Origin of the sequence: Moorena sp. SIO4G3, assembly GCF_010692305.1 — a bacterium.
Classification (GTDB): Bacteria; Cyanobacteriota; Cyanobacteriia; order Cyanobacteriales; family Coleofasciculaceae; genus Moorena; species Moorena producens_A.
In genome coordinates this window covers 1-15,618 of sequence record NZ_JAAHIG010000064.1, presented here as the reverse complement: position 1 = coordinate 15,618, position 15,618 = coordinate 1, and the positions used below count along the sequence as shown (strand labels likewise).

At 43.6% G+C, this 15,618-nt stretch carries 15 protein-coding genes; 4 read left to right on the top strand and 11 right to left on the bottom strand.

The window, feature by feature from the left end; translation table 11 throughout:
- Window positions 1–31: 31 nt before the first annotated feature.
- The 4 genes from F6J99_RS14230 to F6J99_RS14215 all read right to left on the bottom strand — a co-directional run bounded on the left by F6J99_RS14230 (window position 32) and on the right by F6J99_RS14215 (window position 4,574).
- Window positions 32–2,563 (bottom strand): serine/threonine-protein kinase, encoded by a 2,532-nt coding sequence (locus F6J99_RS14230; protein ID WP_293113483.1) that lies wholly within the window; start codon window positions 2,561–2,563, stop codon window positions 32–34.
- Window positions 2,564–2,729: 166 nt separating this feature from the next.
- A complete protein-coding gene (locus tag F6J99_RS14225) occupies window positions 2,730–2,882 on the bottom strand; it encodes a hypothetical protein (protein WP_293113482.1) in 153 nt (50 codons plus the stop codon).
- 462 nt (window positions 2,883–3,344) lie between these two features.
- Window positions 3,345–3,527, bottom strand: a complete 183-nt coding sequence (locus tag F6J99_RS14220) for a hypothetical protein (RefSeq protein ID WP_293113481.1) — start codon at window positions 3,525–3,527, stop codon at window positions 3,345–3,347.
- Between the two features lie 294 nt (window positions 3,528–3,821).
- Window positions 3,822–4,574 (bottom strand): hypothetical protein, encoded by a 753-nt coding sequence (locus tag F6J99_RS14215; RefSeq protein ID WP_324611027.1) that lies wholly within the window; start codon window positions 4,572–4,574, stop codon window positions 3,822–3,824.
- 611 nt (window positions 4,575–5,185) lie between these two features.
- Between F6J99_RS14215 and F6J99_RS14210 the strand changes: the two genes are divergently transcribed.
- Entirely contained in the window at window positions 5,186–5,335 is a 150-nt protein-coding gene (locus tag F6J99_RS14210) for a hypothetical protein (RefSeq protein ID WP_293113480.1), read from the top strand.
- Between the two features lie 109 nt (window positions 5,336–5,444).
- Window positions 5,445–5,582, top strand: coding sequence for a hypothetical protein (locus F6J99_RS14205; protein WP_293113479.1), 138 nt, complete (start codon window positions 5,445–5,447; stop codon window positions 5,580–5,582).
- A gap of 436 nt (window positions 5,583–6,018) precedes the next feature.
- Here the strand turns inward: F6J99_RS14205 and F6J99_RS14200 are convergent, their stop codons facing one another.
- From F6J99_RS14200 to F6J99_RS14185, 4 genes are all read right to left on the bottom strand, one after another.
- Window positions 6,019–6,264, bottom strand: coding sequence for a DUF4278 domain-containing protein (locus tag F6J99_RS14200; protein ID WP_070391679.1), 246 nt, complete (start codon window positions 6,262–6,264; stop codon window positions 6,019–6,021).
- Between the two features lie 12 nt (window positions 6,265–6,276).
- On the bottom strand, window positions 6,277–6,438 hold the full coding sequence (locus tag F6J99_RS14195; RefSeq protein ID WP_293113478.1) for a hypothetical protein: 162 nt from the start codon (window positions 6,436–6,438) through the stop codon (window positions 6,277–6,279).
- Between the two features lie 398 nt (window positions 6,439–6,836).
- Window positions 6,837–6,992, bottom strand: a complete 156-nt coding sequence (locus tag F6J99_RS14190) for a hypothetical protein (RefSeq protein ID WP_293113477.1) — start codon at window positions 6,990–6,992, stop codon at window positions 6,837–6,839.
- Window positions 6,993–7,043: 51 nt separating this feature from the next.
- On the bottom strand, window positions 7,044–9,491 hold the full coding sequence (locus F6J99_RS14185) for a GH116 family glycosyl hydrolase (protein ID WP_293113476.1): 2,448 nt from the start codon (window positions 9,489–9,491) through the stop codon (window positions 7,044–7,046).
- A gap of 488 nt (window positions 9,492–9,979) precedes the next feature.
- Between F6J99_RS14185 and F6J99_RS14180 the strand changes: the two genes are divergently transcribed.
- Window positions 9,980–10,285 carry an H-type lectin domain-containing protein gene (locus tag F6J99_RS14180; protein ID WP_293083580.1) on the top strand — a complete coding sequence of 102 codons (306 nt, stop codon included), beginning with the start codon at window positions 9,980–9,982 and terminating at the stop codon, window positions 10,283–10,285.
- 363 nt (window positions 10,286–10,648) lie between these two features.
- On the opposite strand, the gene F6J99_RS14175 is transcribed toward F6J99_RS14180, so the two are convergent.
- Both F6J99_RS14175 and F6J99_RS14170 read right to left on the bottom strand, forming a co-directional pair.
- Window positions 10,649–12,685, bottom strand: a complete 2,037-nt coding sequence (locus tag F6J99_RS14175) for an ABC transporter ATP-binding protein (protein ID WP_293113475.1) — start codon at window positions 12,683–12,685, stop codon at window positions 10,649–10,651.
- Between the two features lie 142 nt (window positions 12,686–12,827).
- Complete coding sequence (locus F6J99_RS14170; protein WP_293113474.1) at window positions 12,828–13,985, bottom strand: glycosyltransferase family 4 protein; 1,158 nt, start codon at window positions 13,983–13,985, stop codon at window positions 12,828–12,830.
- Window positions 13,986–14,154: 169 nt separating this feature from the next.
- Here F6J99_RS14170 and F6J99_RS14165 point away from each other — a divergent pair, with 169 nt between their 5' ends.
- Complete coding sequence (locus F6J99_RS14165; RefSeq protein ID WP_293113473.1) at window positions 14,155–14,358, top strand: hypothetical protein; 204 nt, start codon at window positions 14,155–14,157, stop codon at window positions 14,356–14,358.
- Window positions 14,359–14,724: 366 nt separating this feature from the next.
- On the opposite strand, the gene galE is transcribed toward F6J99_RS14165, so the two are convergent.
- The coding region (galE, locus tag F6J99_RS14160; RefSeq protein ID WP_293113472.1) for a UDP-glucose 4-epimerase GalE at window positions 14,725–15,618 on the bottom strand (894 nt) is incomplete at its 5' end.

Sequence of the window (15,618 nt, the reverse complement as noted above, 5' to 3'; positions counted from 1 at the left end):
TACCTCACCTAATTAAAAACCGCTATAATCACTAGAATAAGGTTTCCTTAGACTCTAGCACTGTGGTAGATTCCGACAACGAAACAGTTTTCTGTGAACTCGAACAGTCACTATCAACCATGGTTTCCTCCTCTAGCACTGTGGTAGATTCCGACAACGGAACAGTTTTCTGTGAACTCGAACAGTCACTATCAACCATGGTTTTCTGTGGTGCTGGCACGGTGGAAGCCTCAGATTCTAGCGCTACCGATGAATCAAGGCTACTAAACGAGAATGTTGGCAAGGTTTTGGTTAAAGGTTTCAGTGCTTCTAATACCTCCTCAGCCGACTGGTAGCGACTTCGGAAGCTATAGCGCACCATTTTGTTGACCACTGTAGCTAATTCAGGACTGACCTGTGCCTTATCGAGCCAAATTACTTCTCCAGTTATGGGATCTGTGGGTAATTTGCTAGGAGTTATGCCAGTAAGCGATCGCACAGCAATCATACCTGTGGCATAAATATCACTGTTAAATCTTGGACTACCCACAGCTTGTTCATTAGGCATATAACCTTTAGTACCAATGGCGACAGTGAAATTAGTCAGGTTTCGTCTTGAATGCAATTGATTAGTAATTTCTTTAACAGCGCCAAAGTCAATTAGCACCAGCTTCTGATCTGATTTGCGCCGAATTAGATTATCGGGTTTAATATCTCGGTGAATCACACTGTGACTGTGGACAAACTGCAATACCTTTAGAATATCTACCACTATGGCAATGACGTTGGCTTCAGGAATAGGTTTCCCTGGTAACTCATCGCTGAGAGGATGACCTTTAATAAACTCTTCAACTAGATAAAATTCTTGATTTTCATCAAAATAGGCTAACAGCTCAGGGATTTGGTGATGTTTGCCCAACTTTTCGAGAATTTCTGCTTCCGTTTGAAATAACCGTCGAGCCAGTTGCCAGTGTTGAGGATTATTGCTAGCAGGTTTGAGCTGTTTGACCACACAGTGCGGATTTCCCGGTCGCTGGGTGTCTTCAGCAATAAAGGTTTCGCCAAATCCTCCAGCACTAAGTCGTTTGATGATTTGATAGCGTCCACTTAACTTAGTAGCAAATAGTTCTTCTTCCCTTTCCTCCAGCAAATTGCGTAAATCATCTTGTCCAGAGATAATTTCTTGGACAATGGGGGCAGAAACGTAATGTTTGAGAGTTTGGCGTAGTTGCTGTTTATTCTTCAGGTCTTGCATTGCTCCCATAGCGCTACAGAAAACACCACTGAGAGTTATGTTAACTATAGGGACTGCTGTAGGCAAAATTAGCCCCTCATACACGAAAAATAGATAACTGATTTCTCCCCAAGTGATTACCCCGAGCACTGTCCAGCCTAGGCAAACTTGCCATCGCTTAATCCGACTTAATAAGTACCTGACGACATTAACCCCCAAGAAGATCAACACTCCTCTGTGGATAGGATTGGGAATTGCTTGAACAATGGTACGACCTTCGAGTAGTGTTGCGATCGCATTAGCATTGATTTCTACCCCAGCCATTCTGTCGGACACAGGAGTCCGATGAAAATCTGGTAATGAGCTAGCAGTTGGTCCAATTAACACAATCTTGTCTTGGAAATACTTACCATCGTCTAGGCGAGTGTGCCAGCGATTATCATCTAAGACATACCAAAAGGGAATAGATCTAAATGCATCCGAACCGTAGAAGAAAATATTCTCTGGTTTGGGCTTCGTCTTCAGTCCTGATTCCTGAGCAGCTGCCTTCGCGTAGCGTGGCCTTTTGGCCAAGGTAGCCTCATTAAAGGAAGGTACTGTAAAAATCAGCTGATCAGATGTTTGTGCCAATTCTGGATTATTCTTAGCCCAAACTTTGGGAAACTGATTGGCTAGACGATAGATTCTGCCATCTGGCTCAATGGGATAATTAATCGAACCTACAGATAGCTGGGGTGTCTCAAACAAAGAATTTGGCTTAACTAGCTTGATAGCCTCACCTTCAACAGTTTCGTAAGTATCATATATAGCGGCCAGAGTAACCTTTTCGCCATAATTTTCTAGCACCTCTCTCAACCGTTGATCATCTGCCTCACCGTAACTACTGGGACTATCTAACACAATACTGACCGCAACAGACTTAGCTCCAGCAGCCATTACACGCTCAATCGCTTTAGCATAAGCAGCTCGTTTCCAGGGCCAGCTCTTGATAAGTTCTAAATCAGTTAGTGCTTGAGACTCATCATTATCATCATAGGATTGATTTAAATTCAGAGACTCCTCATCAATTGCCAAAATCACTATATTGTCTGGGCCAGTCACCGGACCCCTAAGTTTGAAAAACCAAGTTTGGGTTTGTTTTTCCATCCGTTGCACTCCCTCCCCATCCCGAGCTGTTGAAATTGCTCCGAATAGGGGAAAAAAAACAGCTAGTAGGAAACCTAATCTAGCTGGTTTTAACGGAGTGTTATCCTGTGATGATGTATCTTTCTTTGTAGAAATATCTGTATACTGATTTGGTGTATGGGAAGGAATAATCTTCCCGAACCACCCCCTAGGATTAATAAACATTGTGAGTATTTTACTCGTTTATTATCTATAGTATCGAAATCAATTTATTAGCTGCATAAAGATTATTAAAGCCTGTTTAAAAAATTGGTTAAGGAATACCCAAAGAGGACTTACCTCAAACTGGAAACCAAACTCTATAAATAGTAGGGTGCCTTAATAAGGCACCCTATATAGCAAAGGGAACAGCGGATCTGGGAACAGGGAGCAGGGAGCAGCGGTGCAGCGCGGTCTTGGGGAGGCAGCGCGGTCTTGGGGAGGCAGTGCGGTCTTGGGGAGGCAGCGCCTTCATGTGGCAGGGCTGTTTCAAAGTCGGACTCAAATGCGATTGCTGGGGAGGTGGGGAGATAGGGAGATAGGGAGATAGGGGGAATTTTTATTCATAAAAAGGTATTTTTAACCTTAAAAAAACCTTCTCTCCAGCACCCCAGCTGCCTTTCAACCGTAGAAAAAGACAATTTATTCATGAGAATGAAACAGCCCTGCCTTCATGTGGGGGTTTCCACGGGGCTTACAAGGTGCGGACGCAGGTTCCGCACACAGACCCAAAACCATGAGCGACTGCCGTTCCCCCAGCAACTGCCGTGGTTTCCCCCATGACGGCGTTGCTGATTCTGGGTATGGTTTTGCCCCCCTAACCCCCCAATTCTGGGGGGAATAAGACGTTCAAGCGATGCAGCGCGGTCTTGGGAAGGCAGCGCCGCCAAAGGGGGTTCCCCCGGAGACGAAACCTTAGACAGGCTCGCCTTTATGGTTGGTCGGCTATGCAGAAAAGGGGTAAAACTTATTGATTAGCGTGATTTGCGCGGTCTTGGGGGTTTCCCCCACTCGCGCTTTGCATCAAGACAAGGCTCAACTGTCTTACGGTAACTTGGCCGTAGGCCACGCTTGGCCGTAGGCCACGCCAAAGGCGAACGCGAACAAACCATGAGCGACTGCCGTGGTTTCCCCCACTCGCGCTTTGCATCAAGACAAGTCCCCCAAAATTGGGGGATTTAGGGGGCTTTAACATGCATCAGATGATTGCGCATTCATTCCTTAATTCAGCAACGTCCCCATAACCGCGCTGCATCAAGACAAAGCTTGGGAAATCGGTAATTGGTAATCGGTAATTGGTAATCAGTAATGACTAATGGCTAATGGCTAATTGCTAATACCAATTTTATCTCCCCATCTCCCCATCTCCCCATCTCCCCAAACTCCCTACTCCCTACTCGCTATTCCCTAAAACCATTAAGAACTACTATGAATAAAATTGGTATTACGTCATACCAACTCGTTTGGTTCTTAGAGTCACATTAACCCCTTCAGTGGATTGTTCTAATACTAATAATGGCGTTGGTTTTGCCTTTTGATCCCAACGCATGCAAACAATACGTCCTTGAATTGTTGGTTGCCAGGTATCATTTTCTGCATCTGGACTAAGAAATGTTTCTATACAGTCAATAATTTGGCTAACGGTTGCCGAGGTGCGTTGAGTGGGTAATTTCATTAATTTAACTTGAATGCGGAAAAGCACTCCCACACTGCGTTTACCTCGAATTTCTGTCTCGTACTTAACATCAAATGTTTCATTAATTTGACGACCTGACGTACTAGCAACACCGATAACATTTCTAGAGTCTTGAGTAGGTCGTAATGCTATACTGATTAACTGTTTTATTCTAATTTTAATTTGATTGATAACTGCAAAGTGGAATACTTCTTCTTCCATTCGCATTCTGAGGTAATCCAGATTAAATTCCCGCGAGTGAACCAAATCAGGATTGGATTCCATTTTCCGGATAGTATTAAGCGCCAGCTTTAACTTTTTCCGAAGATCAGCAGTTTTATACTGCTCCAATTTCAGCTTTTTGTCCTTATCCTTGAATTGGAGCTTACCATACAGCACTAATCCAATCACCACTAAAGCTAGTCCAATAGACACAAACATCCAATGATTCAAACTCCCCAGTTGCCCAGCAGAGACAGAAGTCTTGGGATTGGTAGATGGAGGTGAGGATGCAATTTTCACAGGTACATAAACCTGAGTCCGTGATTCTCTGAAGATGAGATGATGGGACATAATTACTATCGAATAAAACGCAAAACCTCTTAACTAGTATTACCTTAGGGTGGATATCGGAAAAAATTTGTAAGCACCTGCTACTATTCGCTTCTGAATCAGTTAGTCATAAGACAAATGCTAATTCGCAGTATCTAAATATAGGTTTGTATTTGATAGGTTGTTTTGCCTACTATTTTTAATTTTACTCTATCATAGAGCTTAGATTTTATCTAACTCCAATAGGTTAGGCCTCGATCCTAGGGGGACTTATTCCCTTTTAGTTACCTTTGAGGTTGATGTGTCCGTTTTACTTCCAGAAGACTGTTGTAAAAGACCTTGTGACTAATTCCTTCGCCGAGTGACTTCTGCTTTTTATCCTGATTGAAGACGTTGAACGCACGGTTTCTATGGAACCAGAGGGAGTGTATTGGAGTGTCGATTTTGCAGGAGCGGTGATCAGTTTGCCATCCTCAGGTGCGACCCATGGCGAATTTAATTCGCCATGGTCAAGGGCACCTATTAGAATTGGTGCAAGTTTTTCTGCCTTTATCTTAGCTCCATAATTCGACTTGTTGACAATGTTTTTGACTTTCTTATGGCCTTTGGGCCACGCTACGCGAACGGAAGCCTTTGTCCTTCTCCTGAGAAAGAGTGCTACTGAACTTCCGTTGTCCGGTGCAGGGGTGGAGCTTCCAGCCATATCCATCCATCGGTTATTAGGTTATTAGTTTCGATTAGTTAGTCTTTGGCTACTAATCTATATCATAACCTGGTGTTCGCCACCAGTTTCTAGCTATAAGGAGACGCACTAGCTGAATCAATCATCCAGAGGTTTTCTTGTTTCAGAAGCGTCCCAAGGATATAACGGGCTTTCCGCCCCTCTACAGGAAGCAGGGCTGTTTCATTCTCGCCAAAAATAGATGGGGAGATGGGGAGATGGGGAGATGGGGAGAAAAGGAGCGCGATATGTCATAATTTTGGCCAAATTTATCTAACCCTCCTCGAAGGCCGAATCACGAATTGTTAGTCATTGGAGTTGCTTCCTCCCAACTAATTTGTCAGATTTTAATGACTAAATTGGCGGATTTTTCGGGAAATTTTAGTTTATTTCCCTATCCCCCTATCCCCCTATCCCCCTATCCCCCTATCTCCAATAATCGTTAACTTATTAAAGTTTGAAACAGCCCTACCTACAGGAAGGCATTTAAAGCATCTATAGTATTCTGTAAAGTATTGTAGCAATTTGGGTAACCCATGAAAGCCTTTTGCCTTACTTTAGTAATAGTGTTGCGATGATGGATTACCCCCTAACTTAAGTAAAAATTTCAAGATACTCTATAGCTTATGTATTTAAGCATTCAGCTAAGGCCAATTGGCGCTATAGCTGATGCAGGACAAGCCAATAGCTTAGCTATTTAGAACAAGGATGCTTAACTCCGTAACGTTGCTTAGTAAAATCAATCGGTTTACCCCAAAGAACGTGGAGATAATATGCCCCACGATACTTTAATTTGGCGATCGCTTCCGGTAAAAGCACACCGTTGAGCTTTGGCTGTCGCCAACGGACACCACGATACTTACCAACAATTTTTTCTGATTTCATCTCAAAAGTTACCGGTTCATTTTCATAGGTAATACCACGGTAAGTGAATTTCATGATTTTATCCTTTTAATTGTTTGTTTTATCTGTAATTGACCACTCCAAGTCAGAGGCTATACTTAGATAATTCCCGAAAGTTAGACTAACGGAACAGTAAGCATTCAGCCTAGAGCTATCAGCGATCTGATGATTGTTCGCGTAGCGTGGCCCAAACGCGCCCCGCGTGGCCAATAGGCCAAGGCCAAGGTTGTGGAAGATAACTCATATACTCGCTCCCCTCAGCCAAATTTGTAAGTTTTCATTTATTGAAAAACTGACTGTTGAAGTGCTGATAGCTCAATGGTTATAAGTAACAAATCTGGTTGACTGACTTTACTCCTAAAACCCTTGATTTTATCTAGAGAGCAGTTGAGGAGTAGCGAAACCAAAGCAAATTATTGCCAAGGTTGGTTTCACTATGTTAAAATAATCTCTGGCAGAGAAAAAGTCACTCAACCAGGTAAAAAATTTACCGAAACAGCAATAAAATTAACTATGATCCTGATGATACCCAAGCTTCTGTAGCTTGGACTGTCAATCAGGCTTGCTCCCTTACCTACCTTCTTATTGGTTAGTTGATAATCAGGACATTAGAAAATTTTGCTATGGGATGTTTTGTTGGGAAACCAGCGATTAGCCCATTTTGCTGATAGTGTGGCAATAGGTTCGCGTAGCGGCTCCAAACGCGCCCCGCGTGGTCCATTCGCGTAGCGTGGCCAATAGGCCAAGGCCAAGGAGCATCGCATCACTAATGCCATAACTAAGGGTAAACAACCCCCGCCATTACCTGTCTTTTTCTAGTTGGTATTATCGTTAAGCATTAAATAAACTGCCCAAATCCCCATGGCTCGCAAATAGTGACTAGCCCGGAATGTCCCTGCTGCTGTAATCGCTTCTGGTGTCCTAAATTGCAAGCCATGATCATAAACCTGCCCTACGACTGCTTCAGTCATACGTAAAGCTTCATCCTTCATGCCTTGCTGAATCAGAAATGCTGCTAATCCAAAATTAATTCCTGTCCACACTTCCATCGGATGAGTCGCATCGGGATCTTCTGGTGTGCCATCGGGTCTGACTCCATTAACTGCTCCCAGTTGACCCTCATGGAACTTTAAAAAACAGGCATCATACACAGTCTTGAGGGCTGAGAGAGTACACTCTGGGGGTACAATATCCGGTAATCCCAGTAACTGAGCATAAAATTGACCACATAACTGGTCTGCCATCACCACATCTGAGCCACTTTCACTATCTAGTTGATAGTACTGGCCATTCCACAGCTTTTCTTGATAAATTGGTTGGGCTTGTGCTAACCATTGGCGATAGCACTCAATGGTGTCTTGAATGGACTCTAGCTCTGGTACTTCGATTAATGGAGATGTTGGTGGATAATTCTTGGTCAGAATTTCTCCAATTGCGATCGCACTCTCCAAAGCCGCTAACCACAACCCCCCACAGTAAGCACTTACTCCCTGCAATCGCCAATCATCAAAAGTCTGATCTGGTGCCCCATAGTTTTCTGGTATGCCATCTCCATCTTGGTCAAACCCCTTGAGATAAGCCAGTGCCTTGACAATGGATGACCAGCACTCCCACAAAAACTCTATATCTGTAGCGCTAGAGAAAACAAAATCCCGATAGACTTGTAAGACAAAGTCACTAGCTAAATCTTTCCACTGGTTACAATCCTGGTAGCTAGTATAATTGGTCTGTTGCCAAGGATGCTCATTGGGAGCTCCTAGGTCATGGGGCGTAGCATCCGCAATTTTACGTACAGCTTGAGATTGATTGTAGCCAATAATACGCAGTGTTTCATCGCTGGTCGGGATAGCTCGGGCAAAGGCTTCTAGCACCGCTTTATCCAGTTTCGGCCACAGCATTGCTAGGGCAAAAGAACCATAGAGCCGCACATCCAGGCTTTCGTACCAACGGTAATCTAGACATTCCAATACACCAAACTGTCCAATTGGGTCAAGTTCAGTTGCTGCTGTCCAGAGAGTACCGCCATCGGTGAGCAAGTACAGCTCATTAAACAAGGCCATCTTGAACCAATTGGGTAAATCCTGCTGATTTAAGATCGGTTCTTGCCATGATTCAATTTTTTCTCGCCACAGATCATGGTGCTTGAGAGCAGTGCGCACCATTGACCAGCCATTATTACCGTTGCGTCCAAAAAAGTCCGTGTATCTCCGGTAATAGTTAATACCTAATTTAAATTCTGTCACCGGGAAGTCCCAAGTCAGAATAAAAGGAATTTTGCGGGTTTTACCTGGACGAAGGGTAAAGCGAATTGCGATCGCGCACGCAATTTGTTCTCCTGGTGCCGCTGGGGTTTCATCTTGATGGTCTACCAAGCTACCATCCGTAGCAAAGGTATCCCAAACCTCAGCACCATCACCAACTGGATTCCAGCGACCGTGGTAATATACCTCCACACTGGGATTAGTAACTGTAGCCAGGCACAATTGCCCTTCCCCTTCTTTAATCTCATCCCCCAGTCTCACCCGGTCTAGAACAAATCCGACCCGATAGTGATCCACAATCCACTGATTCAAATTCCCCGTACTATCTCCCCACCGAGGCTGGTACTCATACACCGGACTACCATCATCCCTTACCCGCACCTCGGGATTTTTAATAGCATTGGTAAACCAACCCACCATATTCTGCCAAGTGAGCATGATGCTAACGGTAATGGGGGTATCAGTAGGGTTGTGAGCCGTCCACTCAAACACCGCCACTGGGTAACTACTTTCCTGATAACATCCTGCCCAAATCGGGGAAAACTGCTCACAGGTTAGTTCAGTCTGAAAGACATTTTTATAGGTAAACCAACTGCGAGGATACAAAGCATAGTAGTGACCAGAAACCTCTGAGCTGTTTTCCTCACCTTTGCCTTGGGTTGGATACCATTCCCAAGAGCCCAGCTTACCATCCTCTGGTGGTTGAGTGCATAACCCATAAGCCATCGGCTGAGAATGCTCTGGTTGTTCAAATACACTAAATTGACAAGGGGGGAGGCTTTTAAAGATGTGTTCTCCCCCATCCAAGTGCCATAAATTAAAATCTCCTCGGGGAGAGCGACCAATACAACCAGCCCCAAATCCACCCAAGGGCATGCCGTGCCAGGGACCATCATCAAGATTACTTGGGTAACGGACAGTATAAGGGTTATCCCAGCCTAGTCCCAGGGGGCGTTGCCAGCTACACTCAGGAATTTTTGGGCGTGGTGGTTGATAGATCATTCCCTGATTGTCATATGCTCACCTAACTATAGCTGCTTTACTCAGTTGGGTCAAACAACAGCCCCTAGGCACGCCACTGTTCTGCTTGGATGATGGTCATGACGGCATTTGGAATATCTTTATAAGATGCGTTTACCCTGATAAAGGTAGTCTTATTAATAAGTTAATTAATATACACAATCGTTGCCCTTGAGAGCGTTGGCGTAGCCTGCGCGTAGCGCAATCGCTGGATTTTATAAAAGTTAATATAGACAATTCTAAATCATTTGTAAAATCATACAAATCTGGAATCATTGCTGGTAAAAGGTTATAGCGATTACTTTAGCCAATATATTTCACGAATCATTTAAAAATGCTATATAGTGCCGTTTACTTTTGTCCCACTACTTACTAAAATCGCCATGTGTAGTGAAACCAAAGAATGTAATCAATTCTTTTTTCCTACAACCCTTTATAAACAGTCAATCTAACAGGAGTTAGTTTAAACAATGGTTACATCTCATGATGAGCATGACACTCATATCTTCGGTGTTGTTAGGGAAAACGGCGATATTTTATCTGGTAAAGGCTTCAAGGTTGACAAAAAGCGGGACGGGATTTACTTTGTGGTGTTTGATCAGCCATTTGCAGAAATTCCTGGAGTAACCTGTACAATTTCTGGGCATTCTTGGCTAAGTTTTCAAATGTCTATTTCAGTCGTTGATATTCGACCTAATTACTTCGTATGCCAAACTTCAACACCCGATCGTCCTGAAGATAGTGGTTTCAGCTTTATTGCTGTTGGTGAGGTGTAGCTTAGTGGGTGAAATGAGCCCTAAAAAGCTTAGTAGATAAGGCTTTGAGGCAAATGAGTTTAGGGAAGATACAGTCCCAAATTAACCCTAGATTCATTTAATAGCAAGCTCAAACCCTTATAACTAAGCTAAGCATATGCGCTACGCGCACGCTGCTTGAGGTGCCGTCAGCTGTCAGCCGTCAGCGGTTAGTGGTCAGCTTATTGTATTCAAAAGCTGTTCGTAAAGTAGCGTGCCCATAGCGCATAAGCTAATGGCTGATAGCTGAACGCGCACGCGTGCGCGTAGCGCTTATGCTGATAGCTGAACGCGCACGCGTGCGCGTAGCGCTTATGCTGACGGCTGAATGCTTACTAACTCAGGTCAGGCTATTGATTTGATAGCTGAGCTTTCTTCTAAATACTCCAAGGTTTTAAGCAGACGAACTGCTGAGTGATAGGCTTCTTCAGTTAATTCCTGACGTTCCTGAGGGCTATCCACTAGGTCATTAACCACTAACTGCAAGCAAACAATCATTGGGGTCAGGTGAGTTCGCACTTCATGGGAGGTCTTGACTAACTCCTTTTTTACGACATTTTTAACCTCTCCATCGCTATTGTGCTCAAACTGCATCTTGTACAAACGAGAGTAGTAACCCTCCTTCTTAAGCAGTTCTTCATGGGTGCCAATCTCAACCACTTGCCCTTTATCCATAACCACGATTTGATGAGCTTTTTGGATCGTGGACAGTCGGTGAGCAATCACTACCGTTGTGCGATCGCGACAGAGTTCATCAATAGCTTGTTGTACTAGCCGTTCGGAAACCGTATCTAAGGCACTGGTTGCTTCATCTAAAATTAAAATATCTGGATTCCGCAGCAGCGCCCGGGCAATGGCCATGCGTTGGCGTTGTCCACCGGATAAGAGTACACCGCGATCGCCTACTTTGGTATCAAACCCTTGGGGTAATTGCATGATAAATTCATAGGCATTGGCTCGTTTCGCTGCTGCAATAATATCTGCCTCGGTAACATCTTTCATTCCATAAGCAATATTGTTGCGCACCGAATTATTAAATAAAAACGTATCCTGACTGACAACCCCCATCGCTTGTCTGAGGGAACTGATATCGTAATCCTTCAAATCTGTGCCATCGATAGTGATTCGTCCTTCAACTGGGTCATAAAATCGTGGCAACAAATCTGCCAAGGTTGACTTACCGGCACCGGAAGCACCTACCAATGCCATAGTAGTGCCTTTAGGAATCGACAAATTCACCCCATTGAGTACCGAATCCTGATGACCAGGATAGGCAAACGAGAGATTGTCAATGCGAATTTCTTGGGATAGCTTGGTGTAGATATTTTTGCCATTGCTCATGATCGGTTTGTTGTCTCGCCGCAAAAAATCAGCCACGATTGCTGTACTAGCAGACACATTAGCAAACCGACTTCTTTGCCCATTCAACTGACTGATTACTGGTAACAAACGGAATAGTAAGAATAAATAAATCCCCAAAACAGTAGATATCGCTTCCAGTTCTTCTGCTGAACTATCTTTCAACAGGAGATTTTTGCCCACAAAGACGATGGCTAAAATTGCCAATATTCCCGAGACTTCATTAATGGGGTTAATTGCCGCAAAATTAGCTTGAGATTGAAATTCAGCCTGTTCCCGTTCATCAATAAATTTTTCAATTCGTTGATATTCATCTTGTTCACTACTAACTGATTTAATTAACCTAATTCCCGTTAAAATTTCCAGTAATGCTCCTGAATATCCTCGGGATTTTTCTGATAGAACCTTACCAAATTCTTTAGAGCGCTTAACAAAAATTTGATTAATGACGAATACACCAAGTAATAGAATGCTTGTTGCAATAGTTAGTTGCCACGAAATCGAGATTAGAAGAAATACAAATACAAAAATTGTGATTACCGTCGTAAATAATTGAATGGCAATTTTAATGGCATTTGCACCTCGACCAATTTCTTGACTAATCCGATTTATAATATCACCAATTTTGGTCTTAGCATAAAAATCTAGATCCACATCCAGAAGTAATTTAATCCCTTCTTTACGAAAGGTATTAATTAATTTTTTGGATAAATGGGTAGACACTAAGATATTGACATAGTTAGCTACATTTTTCAGGACAATGGCTAAGAGAACTACAAGTACCATAATCAGCAAGCGATCGCCCCCTTCAAAGCCCTCAAAAAGACCCATGGTTTTCTGAATGATAGGCGGGGCTTTGCTTAGCTCTAGTTTCTTTTGACCTAAAAATTCCAGCACTAACGGCACAATTATGGTTGTACCAACACTATTAAACATGGCACTGGAAAATCCCAGCAGGACAGTCAATACAATCCAGGTCGGATGCCGTAGTGCGTAGCTTAGGAGTAATCGATTAGGAGACATGATTACTGTTTCTTTATTGTTGAGTGTTGACTGTTGACTGTTGGTATAGGGGAAGACTTACGTATGCTCCATTCAAGCATAAACAGTCAACAAAAAAGCTTTTACTTAGTGAGCCAAATTATATGTTGAACAGCTTAGCAGATTATAAATCAGCAATAACATCTGCAAGAACTGCCGCCATGGCATCAACACTATGGTACTTTACGCATAGCTCCCTGGCTTGAAGTCCTTTATGATTGGCAGCATCTAGATTCTGAAATACCTGTTGAATCGCCTCAGCTAGTTGTTGTGGCGAACTAGGCTCAACCAGATAACCGGTATCACCTAAAATTGTTGGGATATCCCCAACACGGGTAGACAAAACTGGTTTAGCCATTGCCATTCCATCTGTCAATTTTAAGGGAAACTGAGCTCTAGCCGCCAGAGTATCTCGCTGGGGAACCACCACAATATGAGCTGCTGACAGAACCTCTGGCATTTCTTCGACTGGGGTTCTGGGCAATTTAAGAATCCAACGTCCCCATTTTTTAATGAGTTGTTGATCATAATCATCATAGGGACTGCCTCCGACAATCACCAATCTTAAGTCTGGCTGATTGAGATACTCTAGCGCTACTAAAATATCTTCAACTCCTTTGTGGGGTCGTGGCGCACCAGGAAACATGAGCACCCGATACTCCGATAACCCATAACGCTTGCGGCTGAGTTCTGGGTCATACTGCTCCGGGTCAAACATATCGGTATCTTTACCATTGGATAGATAGACACCACCAAAGCGTTCCTTGAGAAACTGAGTATCTATAGTGATAGCGTCAGCATAATTGACAAACTTTTCTAGCCATTTGATATAGAGGGGATGGTCTGGATATTTCAATTGACCATCTTTGGTAAGAATATCCCTACCGAACTGTTTAAGACTCGGACGATACTGCCATTGGTCGCCACCATACCAACTTAGTTCCCAATCATCCATATCCAGTATGATTGGACGACGGCTAGTAAACTTTTTCAGCACAGACAGACCAAAACTGGTGGGTTTGGGTTTTACGGCATAGATAATATCGCCATCTATCTTTTTTAACAGGTCTCGGGCAGCGGTTAAGACTCCAGGATATTTACCACCAGGGACGGAAGTAATGGTAAAACCAGAGGGAGGAGTGGCATATAACTCCTTCCCAAACATAAATCCCACAATCTCTATGGCATAGTTGAGCTTTTTCAGGACTTGTCCGAGCAAAAATGCCCGGATAGCACCACCACCGGACAAGTCACTGACAACTAGGGAAACTTTTCTGTTCATCGGATTTTGAGAAAACTGGTACACGATACATGGTGATCAACCTCTCGTGTGAAAGTGATTAGTCCCCTTGGGTTTAGCAAGATATCCCAATTACCACGCACTAATGGTCACTAAAGAGGAAGTTGGGAGTCGGGAGTCGGGGTAACAAAATTGAATTTACCTCATAATTATGGAATTGTCCGATAATCTCAACTCGGGAGCTATTCGGAAGTGCTTACCAGCTAAACCCTTAGTGCTAAGCTTCAAATCTCAGGAAGACCAACCATTACCTGTCGATTTAGGTGGGGTGATTGACACTTTGCTAGATAAACACTTTAATCAGGGAAATGGAAAATGGCGCATAGAATCAGTATTCCCGTTTCAAGTGCTATAATCTCAGGTGTGATCAACTATCACGCTTTCCACACCCTAATCTAATCAAACAAAAAATCGACGAACGACACTAACCCCTAAAGCGTTGAACGTTTCAGGGGTGTGGTAGATAGAAATTTAGAATACTAGGTAAGAAGGGAAATAAAGGAAACAGAGAGAACACAGGGAAGTAAAGGTTTATCATTGCGGTGCGACCCGTGGCAAATTTAATTCGACGACTGTAAGCGCACCGGTACATCCGGCCAATCGCCAACCCTGTCCCTATGTTCCTACTCCATCGTTTGATTAGGCAATTATAGTTAATACTTCAATATACCTTACATAGAACCCCTAAGCCTAACATCATTAATCCTTAATCCTTAATCCTTTATGCTGCGGGAACCCTAAGGCCAGCATCGGTGACCCCATGGCGCTTCTGATGCCATTGCCAGGCGTGGGATAAGATGGTATTTATATCGCAATATTGGGGATACCAACCCAGAAGTTTTCTGGCTTTGTCACTACTACCGACCAAAGCGGGCGGATCACCAGGACGGCGATCGCATTCTATAGCTTTGATCTCTTGTTTAGTTACAAGTCTGGCTGCCTCAATGACTTCTTTGACTGAGAAGCCGTTGCCATTACCTAAGTTAAAGATTTCACTATCCCCACCCTTTAACAAATAGTCCAACCCCAAAACATGAGCAGAGGCTAAATCCTGGACGTGAATATAGTCCCGAATACAAGTTCCGTCAGCTGTGGGATAATCGGTACCAAAAATGGAGATGGACTCCCGTTTACCTAAAGCAGTGAGCAGCACTAAGGGGATAAGGTGGGTTTCGGGAGTGTGGTCTTCCCCTAGCCTACCCTCTGGGTCAGCACCAGCGGCATTAAAATAGCGGAAGGTTACGGATTTTAAATCATAGGCGGTATAGAAATCGGATAAAATCCGCTCTACCATTAATTTACTCGCCCCATAGGGATTAATTGGGTTTTGGGGATGATCTTCTGGAATCGGTACAGTTTTTGGTACCCCGTAGGTAGCACAGGTAGAAGAAAAGACTAATTTATTAATAGATGCTGCTACCATAGCTTCCAGGAGTGTTAGTGTCCCGGTAACATTATTGCGGTAATATTTAGCAGGGTCAGTGACCGACTCTCCTACGTAGGCATAGGCAGCAAAGTGCATGACTGCACTGATATCATAGTCACTAAAAAGATTGTCGAGTAATACCCGGTCATTGGTATCACCGACAACTAACTTCACCTTGAGAACATCTTC